The following is a 19,926-nucleotide window of genomic DNA, read 5'->3' on the forward strand; positions in this document are numbered from 1 at the left end:
CGTACGGCCGGATCTCGCCTACTTATAGGTGTCCAGGTAGGCGCGGTGGCTGTTGGAGAACTCGTAGTTGGTGAACTTGTCCCAGTTGATGGACCAGGTCATCAACCCCTTGAAGTCCGCGTAGCCAGACGCCTGACGCAGCACGTAACCGCCGCCGAAGGACTTGCCCTTGATGAGGTAGTCGAGCGCCTTCTGCACGTTGGCCGGCGTCGTGTATCCGCCGCCCGCCGCCTGGGGCGAGGAGGGCAGGCCGATGACGATCTGATCGGCGCGCAGGCCCGGGAAGACCTGGCTCGCGTTGCCACCGATGGGGAAGCCGCGGATCATCATCTCCGCCATAGCCACGTGGAAGTCCGGGGTGCCCTGGGCATAGGACTTGCCGTCCAGCGCGGTGACGGTGCCGGTGTTGTAGTGCTGCACGTGCAGGTACGTCAGGCGATCGCGCAGCGCGTGGATGACGGGCAGGTAGGCGCCCCACGGGCCGCCGTAGGCGGAGTAGCCACCCTGCACATAGGCCGTCTCGGGCGCCATGGTGAGGATGAAGTTCGCGCCATAGCGGTTGATGAGCTGCCGGGTGCCGTCGATCAGGTTGATGATCTTCGGCGTGGTGGGGTTGCGGAAGTCCGTGTCCCCGCCGTTGAGCGCCAGCGAGCTGCCCTCGAGGTCCAGATCCAGGCCGTCGAAGCCATACGTGTCGATGATGGAAGACATGCTGGAGACGAACGTGGCCTTGGCGGCCGCGGTGTCCAGGTGGATGGTGCCGTTGGCGCCACCGATGGAGATGAGGACCTTCTTGCCCTGGCTCTTCAGGTAGGCGACGTCCGCCTTGAAGTCGGCGGTGGTCGCGTTGTACGGCGCGAACGCCATGTTGCCCGTGCCGGCGCCACCGACGGGCTCGGCGAACGCGACCTGGATGACGTCGTACTTCGACGAGATGTCGCGCAGGCGGATGTTGGTCGAGCCGTTGTCGAAGTTGTGCCAGTAGCCCACGATGACCTTCTTGCTGGTGGGCGGGGGCTGGGTGTTGGTCGTCGTGGCCGAGATGCTGTTGCTGGCGGTGGAGCGGTTACCCGCGGCGTCCCGGGCCTTCACGGTGAAGGTGTACGTGGTGTTCGCGTTCAGGCCGGACGCCGTGGCGGTGGTGCCCGTGACGGTGGTCGAGAGCGTGGAGCCGTTGACGAAGACCTCGTAGCCGGTGACGGCCACGTTGTCCGTCGAGCCGTTCCACGCGAGCGACACGCTGTTGTTGCTCACGCCCGTGGAGCGCAGGCTGCTGGGCGCGGTGGGCGCCTGGGTGTCCGGGGGCTCCGTGGCCGGCGTGGTGGTGCTGTGGGCGGAGCTGGCCGCCGAGCGGTTGCCCGCGGCGTCCCGGGCCTTCACGGTGAAGGTGTACGTGGTGTTCGCCTTCAGGTTGGACACGGTGGCGCTGGTGGAGGTGACGGTGGCCGCGAGCGCGGTGCCGTTGAACACCTCGTAGCCGGTGACGCCCACGTTGTCGGACGACGCGCTCCAGGACAGGGAGACGCTCGTGGACGTCTTGCCCGTGGAGGTCAGGTTGGCCGGCGCGGTGGGGGCCTGGGTATCCGTCGGCGTGCCGCCCGAGCGCTCGAGCCACAGCGCGGCGACGTTGGGCGGCTCCCAGCCGACGAGCGAGGTGTGCGCCTGACGGCAGTCATAGCCCTTGCCGCCATAGGACGCGATGTCGCCGGTGGCGTAGGAGACATTGGGGGCCCAGGCGCCGCGATCCGCGGCGGCGGCCAGGGTGGGGACGAGGTTCCACAGCAGGGCCGCGGTGACCGCCAGGACGGCGAGTCCCGAGCGGATAGGGTGAGTCGAGGAATGCATCGGTTGAATCCCTTTCAGGAATGCGGAGACATGGACAGTGAATGGATGGGAATGCGCGGGGCCGCTAGGGCAGGAGCACGGGGCTGGCGTAGTACTCCTGGACCCGGGTGATCCAATAGTAGTTGTCCGTCGGCAGCTCCTCCGGGTAGGCGCCCGGCTGGGGAATGCCGCGCGTGCTCACGCCGACGCCCGCGCCCATGAGGATGGCGACGATGCCCGCGTTGGCCGCCTCCTGGATGTGCGAGCCCCAGGTGACCACGTTGCCGCTCACCGACACCTTGGGATCGTTCCACACGTTCTTGGAGAAGTAGGCCAGCCGGTTGCCGGAGAGCGTGATGCGGTCGCCGAAGAAGTAGGGCGAGGCGGACTCCTCGTAGCGCTGCACGGTGTTGTTCAGATCCGGGAACGTGCCCGAGGGGTTGTAGGCCGTGGGGCTGGCGCGCGTGGTGCCATTGATGTGGCCGGCGGGCACCTGCCAGAGCACCACGGGCAGGTTGAGCGTCTCCTTCAACGTCTTGCAGAAGAGCAGGTAGTTGTTCCAGAGGTCCGCGTTCCAGAACCACAGCGAGCTGGCCGGATCATTGGGGTTGGCGCCCGCGGCGCCCGCGCCGTCCAGGCCGTACTTGTCGATGGAGATGAACTCGGCGCCGCCGTACTGCACGCCGGCCTTCAGGGCGAAGCCCGCGTTGGCGCGCGCGTTCTCCTGGATGCGCGTCTTGCCCGCCTCGAAGCCCCACACCTCGGTGGAGTGCATGATGCCGGTGCCCGGCGCGCCCGGAGCGGCCCACAGGTTGAGCTGCCAGCCCAGGAAGGCCTTGGGGGTGTACTTGCGCAGGACGTAGTTGATGCTCTGCACGAGCCCCGTCAGCGTGTTGGGGAAGGCGGGATCCACGCCCCGCTGGAGCACGCCCGAGTCGTACACGGCGGAGGTGGCCGCCGGCATCTTCGACGGATCATTGCCATACTGCGACGCATACTGCTGCTGGATGTAGCCGAGGGTGTCGGGCTCGATGACGTAGCCGATGCGGCCCGTTCCCATGATGCCCGTGGCCGTCTGGCCCACGTCCTTCAAGGCCTGGAAGTAGGTGGAGAGGAACGAGGCGCTCTGCAGGTTGGCCCAGACCGCCGCCGGGCTGTCGGTGTTGCCGCCAATGCCATACACCACGAAGATGGGCGTCATGCCCTGTTCCTTGCTCTTCGTGGCCAGACGCACGGCGCGGGAGTGCCACTCGGACACCTGCGAGCCACCGTTCAGGTACAGGTAGCCGTAGTCGAGCCGCTTGCCGGCGGGGAAGCGCGGGTTCACCGTGTTGAAGAACTTGTCCGTGCCCGTGAAGGGCTCGTACACGGTGCCGATGGCCATGTGCTTCGGGTGCCAGTCGCCGTTGGGGGGCGGGGGCGGGGTCGGGCCGGTCTGGGTGGTGACGGTGAGGGAGGCGCTCACCGTGGACTGGTTGCCCGCCGCGTCCCGCGCCTTGACGGTGTAGTTGTACGGCGTCGAGCTGGCGAGCCCGCTGTCCGTATAGGCCGTGCCGGTCGCCGTCCCCACCTGGGTGCCATTGCGGAAGACGAGGTAGCCGGTGACGCCCACGTTGTCGCTCGAGGCGTTCCAGGCCAGGGCGATCTGGGAACTGGTGGAGCCCGTGGAGCGCAGGCCCGTCACCTGCGTGGGGGCCGTGGTGTCGGCCGGGGGGGGCGTGGTGCTGCAGGTGTCCACGAGCTTGTACCAGCCGCTGAGCGTGCCTATCTCGGGGTCCGCCGACCAGATGGCGACCAGGGCCTCGTACAGCTTGCCCTTGTACACGTTGCGATTGCCCGGCTGATAGATGGTGCTGGCGTTCCAGTCGGGGTAGCCGGCGCAGCTCACCGCTCGCGCGAGCACCTCGCCGGCGCCTTCACCCTCCAGGCCATTGCCGCTTTCGGGGAAGGTGTCGGGCTGGCAGGCCGCGGAGGCCAGGGCCATGACGGGGAGGAGTCGCAGCCAACGCGAGGCCTTCCTAGGGGGGACGTGCATTCCAGTGCTCCTCGGAGATGAGTGCGCGGGGGCCAACGGCTGGCCCCGGCAGGACGTCAAAAAGAGGAGAAAGCTCAATTTTTCGGGTCAACCCGGTATTTCATTTGTTCCCGGGGACCTCTGATTTCGGTTTCCGCTGGGAGTGCACCTGGTCCTGGATGGTGGTGACGGGTCTCGCATCCGGTACATTGCCCGCGCCGCGACCCCGTGGGTGGGCCGCGCGGCCAGGGATTTCATGACGCTATTGGTGCAAGAGACGGACGTGCTCATCGTCGGCTGTGGCCCGGTGGGAGCGCTGACCGCCAACCTCCTGGGGCAGTACGGAGTCCGTACGCTCGTGCTCGAGCGCGCCCTCACCCAGCACAACCAGCCCCGTGCCATCACCTGTGATGACGAGGCCCTGCGCATCTATCAGTCCGTGGGCCTCGCCCAGGTGTTGGATGCCCACATGTACACCTGCCCCGAGGTGGAGCTCGTCGGGGCCTCGGGAGAAGTCTTCGCCCGGCTGGGAGTCCAGAACGCGGACTTCGGCAATGGCTACCCGGCGCTGCGCTTCTTCAGCCAGCCCTTCCTGGAGCGGGTGCTGCGCGAGGGGCTGTCGCGCTTCCCGGACGTGCAGTTGCGGCTCGGCCAGCAGGTGGAGGCCTACACCCAGGACGCGGAGGGTGTCTCCGTCACCGTCCGGGACGTCCGGGACGGTTCCGAGTCCACCGTGCGTGCCCGCTACGTCCTGGCGTGTGATGGCGGGCGCAGCACCCTGCGGCATCTGGCCGGCATCGACATGGTGGGCTCCACCTACGACGAGGGCATGGTCGCCATCTCGCTCCTGTTGCCCCACGAGCCCCCGGCCATCAGCCGCATGGTGTGTGACCCCTACCGCCATGTCTTCGTCGCCCGCTGCGCCGGCAACGAGCTGCGCATCGAGGTCATGATCCGCGAGGACGAGAAGCCCGAGGACATGGTCCAGCCCGAGCGCATCCGCGCGTTCATCGCGCCCTACGTGGACCCGGATCGCGTCACCATCCTGCGTGCCGCCACCTACATCTTCAACCGCCGCGTGGCCGCGCGCTGGCGCGACGGACGGATGTTCCTGCTGGGCGATGCCGCCCATCTCATGCCGCCCGTGCTCGGCCAGGGGCTGTGCTCCGGGCTGCGAGACGCCGCCAACATCGCCTGGAAGCTGGCGGCCGTCGTCCAGGGACAGGCCGATGCCGCGCTGCTCGATACCTATGAGGAGGAGCGCCGTCCCCACGCGGAGGCCATGCTCGAGGCCAGCGTGAACATGGGCCGGCTCGTGCTCACCGGCAGCCGCCCGGTCGCCTTCGTGCGCGACCGCCTCATCCGGGCGCTCGACCGCATTCCACGGGTGCACCGCTTCATCCGCGACCTCGAGTTCAAACCCCGGCCCCTCATCTCCCGGGGCTTCCTGATGGGCAGCGCACGAGGCCACCGGGGTTCGCCCGAGGGCACCTACTTTCCGCAGCCCTGGGTGGACGTCGCGGACGGTGGTCAGGTGCGGCTCGACGATGTGCTGGGCCCGGGTTTCGCGGTGCTCGTGCGCAGCGGTACCCAGGAGGCCTCGGCACGGGCCGCGCAGGTGCTCGCGGACAGCCTGGGCGCCTCGTGTCTGCGCATCGTCCCCCCGCGCAAGAGCCCTCCCCAGCCCGGCGAGGTGATGGACCGCGAGGGCAAGCTCGATGCCTGGTTCCAGCAGTACGGCATGGACATCGCGGTGCTCCGCCCGGATCGCTACCTCTTTGGCGCCGTCCGGGGCTCGCACCTCTCCTGGCTGTCCGTGGCCCTGCGCCAGCGGATCCAGGGGCCCCTGCGTTCCCGGGGCGTTCCGGCCCTGTCCGATGCCTCGGTGGGATGAGGGCGCGGGAGCGGCAACTCATTCGATACGGAAGGAAGGGTGGATGCGCAGACAGAAGTGTTTCATCGCCAGCCTGATGCTGCTGGCGGGGACGGCGGCGTGTGCCCAGGGCCGCGCCGCGACGGTGCCAGCGGGTGCCAAGACGGCGAGTGCCGCGGCGACGGCCGCCGCCCAGGTGCGCACGCGGACCCTGAAGAATGGGTTGAAGGTCATCGTCTGGCCCGTCCCGGCCAACCCCAGCGTGGCGCTCTACGACTGGTTCCGCGTGGGCAGCCGCAACGAGCGGCCCGGCATCACCGGCCTGTCCCACTTCTTCGAGCACATGATGTTCAACGGCGCGAAGAAGTACGGGCCCGGTGAGTTCGACCGCGTCATGGAGGCGCATGGTGGCCGCAACAACGCCTACACCTCCGAGGACGTCACCGTGTACCAGGATTGGTTCCCCCGCTCGGCGCTGGAGACCATCTTCGATCTGGAGGCGGACCGGCTCGGACACCTCGCCATCGATCCGAAGGTGGTGGAGAGCGAGCGGGGCGTCGTCTACTCGGAGCGGCGCTCCAGCGTGGACAACGACAACAGCGGGCTGCTCATGGAGCAGGTCCAGGCCACCGCCTTCGTGGCGCACCCCTACCAGATTCCCGTCATCGGCTGGCCCGCGGACATCGAGAGCTGGAAGCAGGAGGACCTGGAGCGCTACTTCCGCACCTATTACGCGCCCAACAACGCCACCCTCATCGTGGTGGGCGCGGTGACTCCCGAGCAGGTCTTCGCGCTCGCGGAGAAATACCTGGAGCCCATTCCTTCCCAGCCCGAGCCCGAGCCCGTTCGCACCCAGGAGCCCGTGCAGCAGGGCGAGCGCCGGGTCACGGTGCGCAAGCTCGCCCAGGCGCCCCTGTTGCAGATGGCCTTCCACGGTTTGCGCGCTCGCGACGACGACGCGCCCGCCCTGGATCTGCTCATGCGCCTGCTCTCGGACGGAGACTCCTCGCGGCTGCACCGGCGGCTCGTGGAGGAGGAGCGGGTGGCCATCCAGGTCACCGGCTACGTGGGGGCGGGGTTCGATCCATCGCTCTCATGGTTGTTGGTGGATCTGCCGCCAGGGGGCGATCTGGCGAAGGCGGAAGCGTTGCTCGACGAGGAGCTCGCGAAGGTGCGGACGGCGGGCGTCACCGACGCGGAGCTGCGCAAGGCGAAGAACATCGTCGTGGCGGACTTCTGGCGTCATCTGGAGACCAACGACGGCCGCGCCCGGGCGCTGGGGACCTTCGAGGTGTTCCACGGCGACTGGAAGAAGCTCTTCGGTGCCCCGGAGCGCTACGAGGCGGTGACGCGCGAGCAGGTGCGGCAGGTGGCCATCAAGGTGTTCGGCCAGAACAACCGCACGGTGGGCGTGCTGGTTCCCGAGACGGACGCGGGTGAAGCGAAGCAGGAGGCGGCGCGATGAAGCGGCTCGAGATGGGGACGGCGCTCGCGGCGCTGTGGATGGCCTCCGCGGCGGGGGCCGAGCAACAGCCCCTGGCGGATCGCCCGGCGGTGGTGCGTGGGGACGCGGCGCGCGACGCGGTGACGTTGCCCAAGGTCCGGGAAGTGGTGTTGAAGAACGGCGCCCGGCTGCTGCTGGTGGAGCGGCATGACGTGCCGCTCGTGGCCTTCAGCGCGCGGGTGCGCGGGGGCGCCCTGGGCGACCCCCTGGGCAAGGAGGGCGTGGCCGCGCTCACCGCCGAGCTGCTGCGCAAGGGCGCGGGGGCGCGCAACGCCAGCCAGTTCGCCGACACCGTGGACGGCGTGGGCGGAGCGCTCTCGGTGTCTCCGGGCCGCGAGTCGCTCGACATCCAGGGTCAATTCATGGCGCGTGACACCGCGCTCATGGTGGAACTGCTCGCGGACATGCTCCTGCGGCCCCGGTTCGAGCTGGCCGAGCTGGAGAAGACGCGCGAGCGGATGGTGTCGTCGCTCGTGGCGGAGAAGGACGGAGATCCCCGAGGCGTCATCGGCCTCTACTTCCAGGCCTTCCACTTCGGCGAGCACCCCTATGCGCGGCCCACGGGGGGCAGCGAGGCGTCGCTCGCCACGCTCCAGCGCGAGGACGTGTTGGCCTACGCGAAGGCCCACCTGGGCGGAGACCGGCTCATCCTCACGGTGGTGGGGGACTTCGACGCGAAGCAACTCGCGGCGCGGCTCGAGGCGGCACTTGGCGGATGGGCGCGCGCGTCCACGCCCGTTCCGGTGGCTCCTCCCACCCAGCCCACCCAGGGGCGGCGCGTGCTGCTGGTGGACAAGCCGGACGCCACCCAGACGTACTTCTGGCTGGGCAACACCGGCATCTCCCGCACGGATCCCGCTCGCGTGGAGGTGGGTCTGGCCAACACGGTGCTTGGCGGCCGCTTCACGTCGTTGCTCAACACGGCGCTGCGGGTGAAGTCCGGCCTTACCTATGGCGCGGGCTCGGTGGTCCTCACGCCCCTGCAACCCGGCCCCTTCGCCGTGTCCTCGTACACGAAGACGGAGTCCACCGCGCAGGCGTTGGACATGACCCTGGACGTGCTCTCGCGCTTCCGCCAGCAAGGCGTGGACGCGGCCATGCTCGCCTCCGCCCAGGAGTACGTGCTGGGCCAGTTCCCTCCCACCCTGGAGACGGGGACGCAGATCTCGGCGAAGTGGTCCGAGCTCGCCTTCTACGGCCTGGACGCGAGCGACGTGGACGACTACGCGAAGCGCGTCTCCCAGGTGGAGCCGGCGCGGCTGCTGGCCGCCATCCAGCGCGTGGTGCCCGCGCCCGAGGATCTCACCCTGGTGCTCGTGGGCAAGGCGGCGGACATCCGCGAGGTGGCGCGCAAGTACGGCCCCGTCACCGAGATGCGCATCACGGATCCCTCGTTCGCTCCGCCCAGGGCCGCTCCCTCTCCCTGAGCCGCGAGGGCGCTACTTCGGGGTGGGGGAAGCCCGCCCCAGGCAGCGTTGGTAGCGCTTGTTCACGGACTGGGCGAACCATGCCGTGGAGCGGTCTCCGCTGAGCTTGGGGCTGCGGATGACCACCGTGGGCAGCTTCGCGTAGGCCGGGGCCTTGCCCGTCACCTCCTGGTAGGCGCGTTTGATAGCGCTCCAGGTGTCTGTCTCCTCGAAGGCCAGTTGTTTCTCCTCGAGCGTGTCCTTGCGCACCCGGCGCTCGCTCAACTCCGGGGCATGGCGTTCGCGGAAGACGAGCAAGGCCTTCAGGGAGTTGCTGTCCTCGTCCAGGGGTTCTCCCTGCTTGTCATAGGCGAGCAGGTCCCCGTCCTGCACGAGCGGAATGCCCGTGAGCTGGCTCACCTGTTCCTGCAACGCCGCGTTGCGCGAGGTGTAGACGCCTCCGTTGTAGTCCGCGAAGCGGTAGAGGGGGGAGTCGTAGTGGGCCTCGTAGCCGAGCAGCCGGGCCGTGCCGTAGTAGACGCCGCCGCCGCGCGTGTAGAGCTCCTCACGCACCCGCCGCCGCGCGCGCTCGTCGTCTCCCGCCAGCTCCTCCGAGAAGCGCACGCTCACCTGCATGGAGCCCGCGGTGGTGATGGGGTTGAGGTCTTCCAGGCGCGTGGACTTGAAGAGCGAGCTGGCCAGTTGGGCCGCCACGTACGTCGCGGGAAACTCCGTGTCGTAATACTCCAGCAGCTCTCGGAAGACGCGGTCCAGGTCGCGCTCCGTGCTCACCGTTTCCAGACGCTGCTCGAAGGTCTTCTTTTGTCCAGGGGCCTGGCCTCCCAGCAGCGCCGAGAGCGCGGACGGCCCCAGCGGGCCCAGCTTCGCCGCGTACGCATCCATCCGTTTCTTCACGATGCGGGCGAGGCCCGGCACCGGCGGGTTGGCCTGGAAGCCCGACTCCTGCTCGATGACCGCGAGCACCGAGCACACCGACTCCACGGAAGGGTGGTGCCGATGGGCTTCCAGCGCCGCCAGCACATCCTCCGCCCAACCCTCGCGATCCTTCACGTCCGGGGGCATCAGCCGCGTGGCCTGCTCCAGGGTGACGCGGGGCGGAAGCGTTTCGGCCGGAGCGGCACGGCGATGGGCGCAACCGCTCAGCATCACGAGCGCGAAGACAATCCACCTATCTGCGTACCGTGGGACGAATCTGGATGATGCTGGCAAGGGCAAACTCCTTGGAAATGGACACGTCCTCTTGATTCCCGCGAAAGGGGTATGCCAGCTAGTTGGCCTCTTTCAACGAAGAGAGGTGCTCCTTGACGAATCGAATCCTGAAGACGTTCTGCGCGGCGGGGTTGGGCGTGAGCCTGGCGGCCTGTGGTTCCTCGGCGGAGGTGAGCGGGGAGGCGGGACGAATGGAATCGAAGGACGGGGACATCCGGGCCGCGCTCGCGCGTTTCAAGGACGCGCGCGTGGTGGGTAGCGAGGCCGGCGTGCCCTACGCCGTCACGGGCCGCCTGGGTCGGTTGTCGCCCTCGGGGAGCGACGTGCGCGAGGCGATGACGGCGCTCGCGCCCGTGTTCCGCGTCCGGAGCGAGGATTTGCTGCTCCGGCGCTCCCATCAGGATGAGCGCGGCCACCGGCACCTGCGCTTCCAGCAGATGCTCCACGGCCTCCAGGTGGTGGGCGGCGAGCTCGTGGTCCACGCGGATGAGTCGGGCGCCATCTACGCCATCAACGGCTCGGCGCGCGCGGGAGACGAGGTGGCCTGGGTGGGCGAGGTCGCTTCCGAGGCCGCGCCCGTGGCGGCCGTGAAGGGCTCCTCCCTGAGTCACCCCATCGCCGAGAGCTCCGCGCGGCGGGTCTTCCTGTTGCCCGAGCATGGTTTGACGCCGCGCCCCGCCTACGAGGTGCGCGTGACGGGCGAGCGCGAGGGGATGCCCGCGGAGGACCTTGTCTACGTGGACGCGCGGCATGGGGACGTCCTGCGCATCAATCCCCGCGTCCATTCGGCGCTCGGCCGCCGGGTGTACTCGGCGAACAACACCACCACCACGCCGGGCACGCTCAAGCGCTCCGAGGGCCAGGCGCTCGCGAACGACACCCACGTCGACACCAACTACGAGCTGCTGGGCACCACCTACAATTGCTACAAGACGCTCTTCAACCGCGACTCGTATGACAACGCGGGCGCTCTACTGAAGAGCACCGTCCATTACGGCAAGAAGTACGTCAACGCCTTCTGGGACGGCTACCAGATGGTGTACGGAGACGGGGATGGCATCAACGCCACCATGCTCGGGCTGGATCTGGACGTCACCGTCCACGAGCTGACCCACGCCGTGACGGGGGCGGAGTCAGACCTCATCTATTCGGGTGAGTCGGGTGGCCTCAACGAGTCCGTGTCCGACATCTTCGCCGCCGTGTGCGAGAGCTGGACCCGCAACTGGGCCCTGGACGCGGACGTCTTCAAGGTGGCCGAGGACATCTGGACGCCGGGCCTCGCCGGGGACGCGCTGCGCTACCTGGACGATCCGGCCAAGGATGGCGCCTCGCTCGACTCGTACGCGAACTATTACGACGGCGTGGACGTGCACCTGAGCTCGGGCATCAGCAACCTCGCCTTCGCGCTGCTGGCCAAGGGCGGTACGCACCCGCGCGGCAAGACGAGCAACCGCGTGACGGGGATTGGCACGGAGAAGGCCGGCCGCATCTTCTACAAGGCCAACACGGACCTCTTCACGTCCAACACCACCTTCGAACAGGCCAAGACATACACCGTCCAGGCCGCCGAGGCCCTTTATGGCGTGGGCTCCGCCGAGGCCACCGCGGTGACCGAGGCCTGGAAGGCCGTGGGCGTGCCGCAGCCCCCGCCGCCGAGCTCGTCGCTGACCAATGGCGTGGCGGTGACCGGCCTGTCTGGCGGCGCGGGAACCACGAGGTACTACACCCTGGAGGTGCCCGCGGGTCAGGGCCGGCTGACGTTCGACATGCGCGGCGGCAACTCGTGGGACGACGCGGACCTGTACGTGCGGCGGGGTGCGGCTCCCACGGGCAGCAGCTTCGACTGCCGCCCGTATACGAGTACGAGCGATGAGAGCTGCGTCTTCGTCAACCCGGCGGCGGGCACCTGGTACGTGGCCGTCGACGCGTTCTCTGGCTACTCGGGCTTGAGCCTCAAGGGGACCTATACGGCGACGGGGGGTGGTTCCTCCGGGAGTGCCACCGTCACGGGCTCGCTCGTCGAGGGGCAGCAGGCCAACCATGGTCCTTACCGTGTACTGCCGGGCAGCACCTTCTCGGTGGTGATGACGGGCACGGGAGACCCCGATCTGTATGTCCGCTTCGGCGCCCCGGCCACCACCACCTATTTTCAGTGCATCTCGTGGAACTTCGGAGCTTCCGAGCGGTGCGAGGTGCAGGTCCCCGCGGATCAGACCGACGCGTACGTCCTGGTGGATGCCCGCTCGGCGGCCACCTACCGCATGGACGTCACCTACACGAAGCCGTAGTGCCTCGCGGGCGGCTCCTCGTGAAGGGGCCGCCCGTGCGCGTGTCCGTGAGGTTATCCCGGGTCGAGGGCCCAGGTGCCTTCTTCCCACCGCTTCAGGGCTTGTCCAGCTTCAAAAGGCACGAGACCTTGGCCCTTGGCGGCTTCCTCCAGAACCGCCTTGGCCTCGGTGGTGCGGTAGCGGAGCAGATGGGCGGCGGCCATGACACGCACATCCATGCGCTCGTGCTTGAGCAGAACGAGGAGCGCATCACGCCCGGCATCGCCATGGACCAAAAGCTTATCGACCGCGACACCGTACTTCCTGGCGTGCTTGTTTCCAGTCTTGGCGTCTCCCCGCCAGATGGCGTCGGTCTGCGCGGCCACGTTCAGCGCGAATTGCTCGACCAGTTCCTCCAGCTTCATCACCAGAATCCCTCCTGGTTGTGGTTACCCTGGATCCAGGGCCCAGGTGCCTTCTTCCCACCGCTGCAGGGCTTGCTGTGCGCAGAAGGGGATCATTCCCTCTCCACTGGCAGCTTCCTCCAGAACCGCCTTGGCTTCGGCCGTGCGGTAGCGGAGCAAATGGGCAGCGGCCATGACACGCACGTCCATGCGCTCGTGCTTGAGCAGAACGAGGAGGGCATCACGCCCGGCATCGCCGTGAGCCAAGAGCTTGTCGACTGCCGCACCGTACGTCCTGGCGTGCTTATTTCCGGTCTTGGCGTCTCCTCGCCAGATAGCCTCGGTCTGCGCGGCCACGTTCAGTGCGAATCGCTCGACCAATTCCTCCAGCTTCATCACCAGCTTCCCTTCCTGATGTTCTCGATGGCCAATAGCCCGAACTCACGCTGGGCCTCATAGGATTGAGCGCTCAACCACTTCCGCACGGTCAATGGCGAACCCGTGATATCGCGGCGGATTGATGAATAGAATGAACTGATGCGGGTGTGGATGCCCTTGTCCATGGGGACGATGTTCTCGGTGTTCTGAAGGGCCTGTGCTCCGAAGCGCTTCACGTTGCCTGGTGTCTGCTCGACGATGTGATGCCACTCCTTCCCTGTGCCCGCCGGGCCCATGGCCCTCTTGAAGCCACTGTACGACCCCCATGACCTGAAGCCACTGGGAGGTGCCTTGGCCGTGGCGCCGCTCATGGTTTGGGCCGTCATGGCGACAGCACCAGGAGCGAGGGCGATGGTGACGGATTCGGCGCTCACGACGACCGTCTTCACTTCGCCCACCGCCGCGAGCCGGATACCCACCTGTGTTTCCGCCTGGGCCGCCACCTGAATCGCGCCGGGTAGTTGCTGCACCTTCGTGGCCAGTCCTGGAGCCGTGTGGCCGATGGCCGCCAGGGCCAGCATGGCGAACGCTCGTGCCGCGTTGCGCCCCATGAGCTTGCCGTAGCGTTCGCCCGCCTCTCGCAGCGCGTGGAACGTGGTGGCCCGGTCCGCCTCATGCATCAGTCGCTTGAAGCCCACGACGAGGCCCCAGAAGGTATCGACGCCCACGTAGGAAATGAGCGTCACGGTCATCACGGCGGCGATGCCCTTGGAGACCGTCACGTCGGGGAGGGCGAGGAGGACCATGTACGTGGTCCATGTCCAGAGCACGGCCGCCACCATGGCGTGGGGGTCGGCCATGTCCTTGAATGCCTCCAGCATCTCGTCCAGCACGGCCCCCTTGGCGAGGGCCATGGCCAGCGCGAAACGGCCATCGCCTTGGATGGCGCGGCTTTCCGTCAGCAGGCGCAGACAGTCACCATGCTCGCCGGTGCGCTCACACCAGAGCAGGTAGGCGCGCGTCAACTCCTCCTCCTCCTCCGTGGACTCCTCCTCCAGGGGGTCGCCCGTTCCGAGCGGCGTGATGTGGTGGCCGCGCGTCTCGTACGCGAAGGAACCGCTCCGTGCCTCCACTTCGAACAGTCGCCTGGCGTCTTCCTGGGGCCGAGTCGAGGGCTTCACATCCCGAGCCAGAGCCGACACGGTGTGTTCGAATTCGTCGTCGTCCAGCTCTACAGGCTCGGCGCTGGCGCGCGGAGCGAAGACGAGGGTGCCGGTCGGGCCCGTGTCCAGGCGCACGGTCCGAGAGGCCGTGCCACATCCGACGAGGAGCGCCATCAACACGATGGTGCAACACAGCTTCATGGGCGATTTCTCCTGGCGCTGGCTACCCCGCGATGGGTCGCCAGTCCGGAAGAAAGTGTACGACATCACTCGGGGCGGGCCTGAAAACGCATCACGGGCGGCTCCTCGTGAAGGGGCCGCCCGCGATGGGGTGTTGATATCGGGTGCTGGGACTCAGCGCCGCAGCACGATGTCGCGCGCGAGGCTGTCCCCCGCGCCCACCAGATCGAACGAGGCGCGCACCGGTGTGCCCTCGGCGATTCCCCGCAGCGGCACCTGGCGGCCCTGGCGCAGGCCCCGGCTGCGCTTGTCGATGCGCAGCTCGTAGATGTTGCCCTCGCCATCGCTCACTTCAATGGTGCCCTTGCGCACGCGCTCGACCCGGCCATCCACCGTCCCCGTGGCGATGGTGATGTCCTCGGTCGCCGCGCCCGGCGCGATGTTCGGATTGCCGGCTCGCGCCGCCTCGGCCGTTTCACTCAGCCAGATGCGATCCTCTTCCTCCAGGAGTTTGCGCGATTCCTCTGGCGTTGGCTCCCGCGCGGGCTCCGGGGTTGGTTCGGCACGCTGCTCGGTTCGCTCTTGCTCCGGTGGAGTGGCCACCGCTATCTGCGCTGGGGCCTGTGGTGCGGCGGTTTCCCGCTGCTCGACCGCGACCGTCTCGGTCGGCGTGTACCCGATCACCTTCGCGGGCTCGGTCGGCTCCGTCCTCGACTCGCCCATCCGGCAACCCGTGGCACCCAGGACACAGCCCAATGCCACCCAACCCATCAACCGTCCCCTCATGCCTACCCCCCATCCCAGTTGGTCTGGACAGGATGGGTCGGGTCCCGTGGTTTGGCACGTCTCTCCCGCCGGGTCCTCGCCTGCCCGGCCGCTCAGCGTGCGGGAATGGTGAGGGCATGTGTCACGGCCAGGACATGTTCGCGGACGAGCCGCCGGGCTCGCTCCAGCTCCTCCAGCCGGCCGGGCGCATAACCCAGGCACAACACCACCTCGTCCTCGGGCGCCGCCCGCGCGCCCAGGGCCGCGTAGTCCAGGATGCGCGAGACGGGCTCGCCCTCGGAATCGGGTGTGAAGCGGCCGAACACGGCGGCGTGGGTGCCTCTGTCCGGCGCGGTTTCCTTCAAGGCGAAGAGCTGGCGCATGGCGGCGAGGGCTTCCGGATGCGCGGCGAGGGCTTCCGGATTCACGGGCCCAGCGAGCTCCCATTCGAGCAGCCGCAGACAGCCCCGGACGAACTCCACGTCGGTGATGACCAGGCCATAGAGGTACCAATCCGCGCACGCCGCCTGGACGAGCCGCGCCTGGGCATCCGTGAGCCAGGTGAAGGACGGGCACGTGAAGGTCTCGCACAGCTCGGCGTGGTAGACGCCGCAGTCGCGCAAGTCCTTTCCCCCCGTCACCTTCGGGTGGCCGAGACAGCCCACCCGCGTGTGCTCCGCGTCGAGGAAGCCCAGCAGCGGACAGACGCGCACCGCGGGGAAGAGGGGCGGGGTGGCCCGGCGCGCCTCCAGCAGTGAGACGGCCGTGGCGTGCCAGCGATCGGGCTCGGGCGGGAGCGCGCGGAAGGTGTCCGTCTGGGCCGTGAGGCGCTCGGTGAGGCTCGCGCGGGAGTGGTCGCGGAAGTTGTAGAGGCCACAGCAGGCGCCACACGAGGCGCCCCGGCCCGGCTGGCACAGATGGATGGAAACGGTCACGTCAGAACCATCCGGGCTTCATCCGTGTGTACGAGTCCTCGCCCGTGCGGCACAGCGTCACCAGCAGGCCGACCCGGGGCAGCTCCGTGTGCAGCCAGTATTGCGCCGCCGCGAGCTTGCCCTCGTAGAAGTCCCGTCCTTCCTGTCCTTCGAGTCCCCGGGACAGCCCCTCGCGCGCCGCCGCCGCCTGCGCGAGCCATCGCCACGCCACCGCCAGCACGGAGAACAGCTCCATGTAGTCCGCGCTGTGGCGCAGCATCCGCTCCACGTCGCCCGCCATGCCCGCCGCCCCCAGCTCCAGCGTCAGCTCCATCACGTCGCGCGTCGCTTTCTCCAATGCCTCGCCCCACGCCGGATCCACGCCCGCCTGGCGTGCCCGCTCCACCGTGGCGTCCACCTCCTCGCCGAACGCGCGCAGGGCCGCGCCTCCCGCCGCCACCACCTTGCGCCCGAGCAGATCCAACCCCTGGATGCCCGTGGTGCCCTCGTGGATGCTGTTGAGCTTCTGGTCGCGCAGCCAGGCCTCGGGCAGGTACTCCGTCGAATAGCCGTAGCCGCCGTGCACCTGCACCGCCAGGGTGTTGGCCTCGAAGCCCTTCTCCGCGGGGAATGTCTTGGCCAGGGGCGTGAGCAGGTCCACCAGCAGGCCCGCGCGCTCACGCTCCTCGGGCGTCGCACCGTGGGCCGCCACGTCCGCGTACCACGCCGCCGCCGCGAGCAACGACAGGCCTCCCTCCACGATGGTCTTCTGGCGCAGGAGCATCCGCCGCACGTCCGCGTGCTCGACGATGGGGCGCTGGGGCCGCGCGGCGTCCTTCTCCCACGCGAGCCGCCCCTGGGGCCGGTTGCACGCGTAGGCCAGCGCCTCCTGGTAGGCTACCGACGCCGTCGCCACGCCGTTGAGACCCACCATGATGCGCGCCTCGTTCATCATCTGGAACATGTGCGTGAGGCCCTTGCCCTCCTGGCCCACCAGCCAGCCGTGACAGTCCCCGCCCTCGCCGTAGTTGAGCGCCAGGCTGGGAATGCCCTTCCAGCCAATCTTGTGGATGGCGCCCGTCACCCGCACGTCGTTGTCCACGAGCCGCCCGCCCTCGAGCCGGCGCGCGGGGATGGCGAAGAGAGACAGGCCGCGCGTGCCCGGGGGCGCTCCGTCGACGCGCGCGAGCGTGAGGTGCACCACGTTCTGGGTGAAGTCCTGGTCTCCTCCGCTGATGAAGATCTTCGAGCCGCTGATGCGGTAGCTGCCGTGCTCGGCGGGAGTGGCCCGTGTGCGCACGTCCGCGAGGCTGCTGCCCGCCTGCGGCTCGGTGAGCGCCATGGTGCCCGTCCACTCGCCCGAGTACATGGGCGCCATGAGCGTGTCCTTGAGCCAGGGCGTCCCGAAGGCCTCGATGAGGTGTGCCGCGCCCGCGGTGAGACCGATGAACGCGTACGCGCTGAGGTTGGCCGCCATCAGGTAGGCCGAGGCGAGCGAGTACACCGTGAGGGGCAATTGCTGGCCGCCCACCTCGACTGGACGCGTGGCGGAGAGCAGCCCGAGTTCCACCAGTTGGGGATAGAGCGCGCGCATCAGCGGGTGCGTGTGGACGCGGCCATCCCGGAAGGAGGGCGGCTCGGCGTCCATGAGCCGGTAGGTGGGCGCGAGCACATCCCGCGCGAAGCGGCGCGTGCTGTCCAGGAAGAGGGTGAACGTCTCGCGCGAGTGGTCCGCGAAGGCGGGCAGCCGGCAAAGGGACTCCGTGTCCAGCACCTCGTGGAGTTGGAAGTCCACGTCACGATCGGAGAGCAGGGGATTGGAGGCGGGCGCGGTCATGGGCATGAAGTCTATCTCACCAGCGGTGGGCGAGCCCCACGCCCGCGTAGAGCGTGAGCGGTGAGGCGGGCTCGAAGTAGCGTCCCCGGGCGGCGTTCACCCGCACGTTGTCAATGAAGGGCGCCGAGAAGAGGTTCTGGAATCCCAGGAAGGGGCTCACCTCGAACGCGCCCAAGGGGAAGCGGTGTCCGAGCCTCGCGTTCACCACCCAGGCGAGTGGCACGCGCACCGTGTTCGCGTCATCCGCGTACAGGCCTCCCGCGCTGTAGACCTCCACCGCCGCCAGGGGGCCACTCGGGTGTTGGTACACCACGTCCGCGCTCGCCTGGTGGGTGGGGATGCCCGGCACCTTCTTGCCTCGGAGCGCGCCGTCCTCGAGCGTGGCCCGCAGCGCGTTGTAGGCCGCCCGCATCCGCAGGCGCTCCGTCACCCGGGCCTCCAGGGCCACCTCCGCGCCCAGGTGTCGCGAGCGCGCCGTGTTGCGGTAGTAGGCGCGCGTGCTCTCGTCCTCGAAGCGCACCAGCCCATCCCGGAGCCACACCGAGAACAGCGCCACGTCATAGCGCAGCCAGCCGCCCAGCAGGCCCCGCGCTCCGAACTCCACTCCGTTCGAGCGCTGGGGCCGCAGCTCGCGCGACAGCCCGCCTCCCGCGCCCGGGGGCAGCGCCAGCTCCGTCGTCGTGGGGGCCTCGAAGGACTGGGTGAAGCTCGCGAAGAGCGACACCCGCTGCTCCGGCGCCCAGATGAGCCCCAGCCGCCCCGTGGGTTGCTGGAAGGTGCGCGTCCCCGTGCCGTCCCCGTCCTCCTTCAGGAAGTCCTCCACCGCGTAGCGCGACACGTCGTAGCGCGCTCCCGCCACCACCGTCAGGTGCTCGCGTGGCTCCCACTCCTCCTGCGCGAAGAGCCCCAGCCCCGCCACGTCCTCGCGCTGGTCCAACTGCCGCGTGGCGCCGGGCCGCCCCTCCACATTGTCGAAGTTCTTCCGCAGGTCCGATTGGGATTGCGCCTCGGCCCCGAGCGTCAGCCGGTTGCGCCGCCCAAGCAGGGGCGCGCGATTCGTATAGCGCGCCGACACACCGTCGAAGGTCCGGTCGAACGCCACCACCACCCCGGGCAGGGCGTTCTGGAAGCGTCGCAGCGACAGGAAGCCCCGCGCCTCCACCTCGTGCGCCTCACCCAGTCGCTGGCGATAGGTCAGCCCCAGCCGGCCCTGCCGCACGGCCTCTCCCGCCCGGGCGCTCAGGTTGAGTGGCGCCGCCCGCCGGGGATCCGCCTCCACCTCCTCGCGCGTCAGGGCTCCGGGGTCCTCCGCCTCCGGCGCGTCCACCAGTGACAGCACCGCCGTCCATTCCGCGCGCTCACTCGGCGTCCAGCCCACCTTGCCGTTGAACTGCACCTGCCGCGTGGCCGATTGAGGCCTCCAGCCCGTCCGCTCCAGCCGGGATGCTCCCACCAGCCAGCGCACGGGGCCGCTCGTGCCCCCGCCCTTCACGTTCAGCTTCCACAGGCCGAAGTCCCCATTCACCGTGCGAGCCTCCACGAAGGGCCGCTCGGGACCATCCTCCGTGGTGAGGCTCACCACCCCGCCCGCCGCGTTGCCATACAGCGAGGAGGCGAGCCCCCGAAGCACCTCGATGCGCGACACCATCGCCAGATCCAGGCTGTCCACGTTCGTCTGCCCGTCCGGCAGGGTCTCCGGGAAGCCATCCACCACCACCGTGACCCCCCGGATGCCAAACGCCGAGCGAGCCCCGAATCCCCTCAAGGAGAGTCTGAGGTCCTGGGAGGCGTTGTCGCGGCTCTGGACCACCAGCCCCGGCACACCCACCAGCGATTCATAGAGGCCCAGCGTGGGACGGGCGTCCTGGATGTCTCCCCGCTCCACGACGCTCACCGCCGCCGGGGTGCGGGTCAGGGGCGTGGGCACCCGGGGCGCCACCACCAGGGTCTCCCCCGTACCGGGTGAGGAGTTATCGGGGAGGGGCGTCTGTGCCAGGCCGAGGGCCAGGAGCGCGCCAGGCAGGAGCCAGGACATCCGGGGAACCTTTCCGCTTCGAGGGAAAGGGCCCTCTCTGCCCGCTCCCAGGGCTTCCCGCCACTGCTCCGGACCGCCACTCGCTTCCGACGGGTCGCAACTGTCGGTTGGTCGAAACCGGAGCTGGGTCCA

The 19,926-nt window shown here is 68.8% G+C and carries 14 protein-coding genes; 4 read left to right on the forward strand and 10 right to left on the reverse strand.

Features of this window, described 5'->3' with window-relative positions:
* Window positions 1-18 precede the first annotated feature (18 nt).
* Together MEBOL_RS21405 and MEBOL_RS43730 are read right to left on the reverse strand one after the other, a co-directional pair.
* The gene (locus MEBOL_RS21405) at window positions 19-1,845 is read right to left on the reverse strand and encodes a fibronectin type III domain-containing protein (protein WP_095979189.1); all 1,827 of its coding nucleotides are present in this window, start codon (window positions 1,843-1,845) and stop codon (window positions 19-21) included.
* Between the two features lie 64 nt (window positions 1,846-1,909).
* A complete protein-coding gene (locus MEBOL_RS43730; RefSeq protein ID WP_095979190.1) occupies window positions 1,910-3,859 on the reverse strand; it encodes a fibronectin type III domain-containing protein in 1,950 nt (649 codons plus the stop codon).
* 235 nt (window positions 3,860-4,094) lie between these two features.
* On the opposite strand from MEBOL_RS43730, the gene mhpA reads away from it, so the two are divergent.
* From mhpA to MEBOL_RS21425, 3 genes are read left to right on the forward strand one after another with little or no spacing between them, the layout of a single operon-like run.
* Window positions 4,095-5,732 (forward strand): bifunctional 3-(3-hydroxy-phenyl)propionate/3-hydroxycinnamic acid hydroxylase MhpA, encoded by a 1,638-nt coding sequence (gene mhpA, locus MEBOL_RS21415; RefSeq protein WP_095979191.1) that lies wholly within the window; start codon window positions 4,095-4,097, stop codon window positions 5,730-5,732.
* Window positions 5,733-5,775: 43 nt separating this feature from the next.
* Window positions 5,776-7,176 (forward strand): M16 family metallopeptidase, encoded by a 1,401-nt coding sequence (locus tag MEBOL_RS21420; RefSeq protein ID WP_095979192.1) that lies wholly within the window; start codon window positions 5,776-5,778, stop codon window positions 7,174-7,176.
* Window positions 7,173-8,642, forward strand: coding sequence for a M16 family metallopeptidase (locus MEBOL_RS21425; RefSeq protein WP_095979193.1), 1,470 nt, complete (start codon window positions 7,173-7,175; stop codon window positions 8,640-8,642). Before MEBOL_RS21420 ends, MEBOL_RS21425 begins: the two co-directional genes overlap by 4 nt.
* Before the next feature lie 12 nt (window positions 8,643-8,654).
* Here the strand turns inward: MEBOL_RS21425 and MEBOL_RS21430 are convergent, their stop codons facing one another.
* The gene (locus MEBOL_RS21430) at window positions 8,655-9,788 is read right to left on the reverse strand and encodes a DUF1615 family protein (RefSeq protein WP_095979194.1); all 1,134 of its coding nucleotides are present in this window, start codon (window positions 9,786-9,788) and stop codon (window positions 8,655-8,657) included.
* 155 nt (window positions 9,789-9,943) lie between these two features.
* On the opposite strand from MEBOL_RS21430, the gene MEBOL_RS21435 reads away from it, so the two are divergent.
* Complete coding sequence (locus tag MEBOL_RS21435; RefSeq protein WP_245918708.1) at window positions 9,944-12,139, forward strand: M4 family metallopeptidase; 2,196 nt, start codon at window positions 9,944-9,946, stop codon at window positions 12,137-12,139.
* Between the two features lie 53 nt (window positions 12,140-12,192).
* Here the strand turns inward: MEBOL_RS21435 and MEBOL_RS21440 are convergent, their stop codons facing one another.
* The 7 genes from MEBOL_RS21440 to MEBOL_RS41310 all read right to left on the reverse strand — a co-directional run bounded on the left by MEBOL_RS21440 (window position 12,193) and on the right by MEBOL_RS41310 (window position 19,794).
* A complete protein-coding gene (locus MEBOL_RS21440; protein ID WP_095979196.1) occupies window positions 12,193-12,543 on the reverse strand; it encodes a DUF2019 domain-containing protein in 351 nt (116 codons plus the stop codon).
* Window positions 12,544-12,567: 24 nt separating this feature from the next.
* Window positions 12,568-12,918, reverse strand: a complete 351-nt coding sequence (locus tag MEBOL_RS21445; RefSeq protein ID WP_095979197.1) for a DUF2019 domain-containing protein — start codon at window positions 12,916-12,918, stop codon at window positions 12,568-12,570.
* Window positions 12,918-14,264: a SitA5 family polymorphic toxin gene (gene sitA5, locus MEBOL_RS21450; RefSeq protein ID WP_095979198.1), complete on the reverse strand. Its 1,347-nt coding sequence runs from the start codon at window positions 14,262-14,264 to the stop codon at window positions 12,918-12,920. The genes MEBOL_RS21445 and sitA5 overlap by 1 nt, the downstream gene beginning before the upstream one ends.
* Before the next feature lie 153 nt (window positions 14,265-14,417).
* On the reverse strand, window positions 14,418-15,029 hold the full coding sequence (locus MEBOL_RS21455; RefSeq protein ID WP_157775332.1) for a hypothetical protein: 612 nt from the start codon (window positions 15,027-15,029) through the stop codon (window positions 14,418-14,420).
* Between the two features lie 92 nt (window positions 15,030-15,121).
* Window positions 15,122-15,943 (reverse strand): hypothetical protein, encoded by an 822-nt coding sequence (locus tag MEBOL_RS21460; protein WP_095979200.1) that lies wholly within the window; start codon window positions 15,941-15,943, stop codon window positions 15,122-15,124.
* A gap of 1 nt (window position 15,944) precedes the next feature.
* Window positions 15,945-17,759, reverse strand: a complete 1,815-nt coding sequence (locus tag MEBOL_RS21465) for an acyl-CoA dehydrogenase (RefSeq protein WP_095982909.1) — start codon at window positions 17,757-17,759, stop codon at window positions 15,945-15,947.
* Window positions 17,760-17,775: 16 nt separating this feature from the next.
* Window positions 17,776-19,794, reverse strand: a complete 2,019-nt coding sequence (locus MEBOL_RS41310; protein WP_170115561.1) for a TonB-dependent receptor family protein — start codon at window positions 19,792-19,794, stop codon at window positions 17,776-17,778.
* Window positions 19,795-19,926 lie beyond the last annotated feature (132 nt).

This window comes from Melittangium boletus DSM 14713, assembly GCF_002305855.1.
In the GTDB taxonomy this organism is placed as follows: domain Bacteria; phylum Myxococcota; class Myxococcia; order Myxococcales; family Myxococcaceae; genus Cystobacter; species Cystobacter boletus.